Source organism: Pseudomonas sp. 18175 (assembly GCF_050432925.1).
Classification (GTDB): Bacteria; Pseudomonadota; Gammaproteobacteria; order Pseudomonadales; family Pseudomonadaceae; genus Aquipseudomonas.
Map to the genome: position 1 here is coordinate 1 of NZ_JBKFTO010000049.1, position 2,376 is coordinate 2,376.

Sequence of the window (2,376 nt, forward strand, 5' to 3'; positions counted from 1 at the left end):
GTAAGCGTCTGCCGAAGTCACCTTGCATGACTCAGGCAGATACCCACTGATGCGGCAGCAGTTGGTCAATCTCACTCGCCCGCTGTGTCGGTAGCCGCGTCAGCACATCTTTGAGATAAGCATATGGATCATGCCCATTCATACGCGCCGATTGGATCAGAGTCATGATCGCCGCCGCCCGCTTACCGCTGCGCAACGAGCCGGCGAACAACCAGTTGGAGCGCCCAAGCGCCCATGGCCTGATCTGGTTTTCGACGGCATTGTTATCTATAGGTACAGCACCGTCTTCCAGGTAGCGCGTCAGCGCTACCCAGCGTTTAAGGCTGTAATCCAAGGCTTTGGCTGTTGCTGATCCGTTGGGCACAAGATCGCGATGAGTCAGCATCCATTCGTGCAGTGCTTTGGCCAACGGTGCTGCTTTTTCTTGCCGTATTTGGCGGCGATCCTCGTCACTCATCTCGCGCGCCTGGCGCTCAACTTCGTACAGGCCGCCAATCGAGTGCAGTGCCTGTTCGGCCAGTTGGCTTTTATTCGCCACGTGCAGATCGAAAAACTTGCGGCGCGCATGAGCCATGCAGCCAATTTCGGTCATGCCTTTTTCGAAACCGGCTTTGTAGCCAGCAAAGTCATCGCACACCAGCTTGCCATTCCAGGCACCCAGAAAGTTACGCGCATGCTCACCGGCGCGACTCGGGCTGAAGTCATAGACGACTGCCTTAAGTGCCGAAAACGGTGTAGTGCAGTAAGCCCAGACATAGGCTCGATGGGTTTTCTTTTCACCGGGCGCAAGCATCTGCACCGGCGTCTCGTCGGCGTGGACAACTCGTTGTGCTAGAACCGCTTCTCGCAAAGCATCAACCAGTGCCTGAAGCTGTACACCGGTCTGTCCGACCCATTGGGCCAGTGTTGAGCGCGGGATCGCTAAACCGGCGCGTCCAAAGATTTTCTCCTGCCGGTACAGCGGCAAGTGATCAGCGAACTTCGCCACCATCACATGAGCCAGCAAACCTGCGGTCGGAATCCCCTTGTCGATCACTTGAGCTGGAACTGGCGCCTGGATCAGTGTTTCGCACTGACGGCAGGCCCATTTTCCACGCACATGCTGCTCTACGGTGAACACGCCCGGCGTGTAATCCAACTTCTCGCTCACGTCCTCGCCGATGCGCTGAAGCTGGCAGCCGCAAGAGCACTGCGTGTTTTCCGGTTCGTGATGAATCACGGTACGTGGAAACTGCGCTGGCAGCGGTGCACGCTTGGGTTTTTGACGTGTTTGCTCTGGAGCCGGGGCCGGCAAGAGTGCGCTCAATTCGGCGTCGATAGCCTCAAGATCAGTATTGAGCAAGTCGTCGAGCAAGTTGCCTTGCTCCGGGCTGATCTGCTCACTGCGCTTGGCAAACCGGTGTCGCTTGAGGACGGCGATTTCATGAGTCAGCTGTTCGATGAGGGTCTGATCGTGATGGATCTTCCTACCCATGGTGTCGACCTTCGACATCAACTGCGCGGCTAACGCACGCAGTTGGTCGGGGGTCATTTGGTCGAGGTCGGGTAAGGAAGTCATGCTCTGGATTTTACCAAAGCAGATCGCTGGCGACAGCTCGCCAAGACGCGAATTACATTTTTAAAGCAGTGTGATGGTGCCTCCAGCTCCGACACGCTGCCAAGGCAGTCCAAGCACCAGGGCCTGAAGTTGTTCGGCGTCCAGCTCCATCTCGCAACCTTGGCGAATACCTGGCCAGTGAAACTTACCCTGGTTCAACCGTCGTGCGGCCAGCCAGACACCAATCCCATCATGTACCAGAACTTTCATGCGGGTAGCACGGCGATTGGCGAACAGATAAGCGCAGTGCGGCTTCGCCGCACCGAACACCGCAATCACCCTGGCCAGAGCGGTCTCGGTGCCAGCACGCATATCCATGGGGTCGGTGGCGAGCCAGATGCTGTCGATGCGGATCATAGGGCAAATCCACGGACAAACTGAGCGCAGCCCTCGGGATCGGAAGCAGGCCATTTCACCGTGATGGTTTGCTCGCCAAATGGCAGCTCAATAACCGCCGACGCTTGAACCTTTGGCTTGGGATTGACCGGCGCGACGTTCACGGGAACAAACGCTGGCAACACGACTGCCTGTTGATCACGAAAAAGCGGTAACCAACGGCGCACGACATTAGCGTTGATGCCGTGACTCATCGCGATGGCCGCCACGGAAACGCCGGGCTGTTGGCATTCGTGAACCACTTGGGCTTTAAAAGATTTTGAGTAGGACTTACGTTCACGCATGGCGATCCTGATATTAAGGGTAATTGCGTCCGCTTAAATTACGCGGACACAATCGACCTTAAAGTCGGGGTTCGGAAGGTGAGTTCGCCGGCCCCTTAC

At 56.8% G+C, this 2,376-nt stretch carries 3 protein-coding genes; all 3 read right to left on the reverse strand.

Annotation, left to right across the window (positions count from 1 at the left end; translation table 11 throughout):
• Nucleotides 1-31: 31 nt before the first annotated feature.
• From tnpC to tnpA, 3 genes are read right to left on the reverse strand one after another with little or no spacing between them, the layout of a single operon-like run.
• Nucleotides 32-1,558 (reverse strand): IS66 family transposase, encoded by a 1,527-nt coding sequence (tnpC, locus tag ACLD1Y_RS31535; protein ID WP_429481537.1) that lies wholly within the window; start codon nucleotides 1,556-1,558, stop codon nucleotides 32-34.
• A 60-nt stretch (nucleotides 1,559-1,618) separates the two neighbouring features.
• Entirely contained in the window at nucleotides 1,619-1,954 is a 336-nt protein-coding gene (gene tnpB / locus ACLD1Y_RS31540) for an IS66 family insertion sequence element accessory protein TnpB (RefSeq protein WP_176561544.1), read from the reverse strand.
• Nucleotides 1,951-2,277: an IS66-like element accessory protein TnpA gene (gene tnpA / locus ACLD1Y_RS31545; RefSeq protein WP_429481538.1), complete on the reverse strand. Its 327-nt coding sequence runs from the start codon at nucleotides 2,275-2,277 to the stop codon at nucleotides 1,951-1,953. The genes tnpB and tnpA overlap by 4 nt, the downstream gene beginning before the upstream one ends.
• Nucleotides 2,278-2,376 lie beyond the last annotated feature (99 nt).

Bases quoted from the DNA above. Each gene is read 5' to 3' on its own strand.
- tnpB (WP_176561544.1), bottom strand. From the start codon at position 1,954: ATGATCCGCATCGACAGCATCTGGCTCGCCACCGACCCCATGGATATG.
- tnpA (WP_429481538.1), bottom strand. From the start codon at position 2,277: ATGCGTGAACGTAAGTCCTACTCAAAATCTTTTAAAGCCCAAGTGGTT.
- tnpC (WP_429481537.1), bottom strand. From the start codon at position 1,558: ATGACTTCCTTACCCGACCTCGACCAAATGACCCCCGACCAACTGCGT.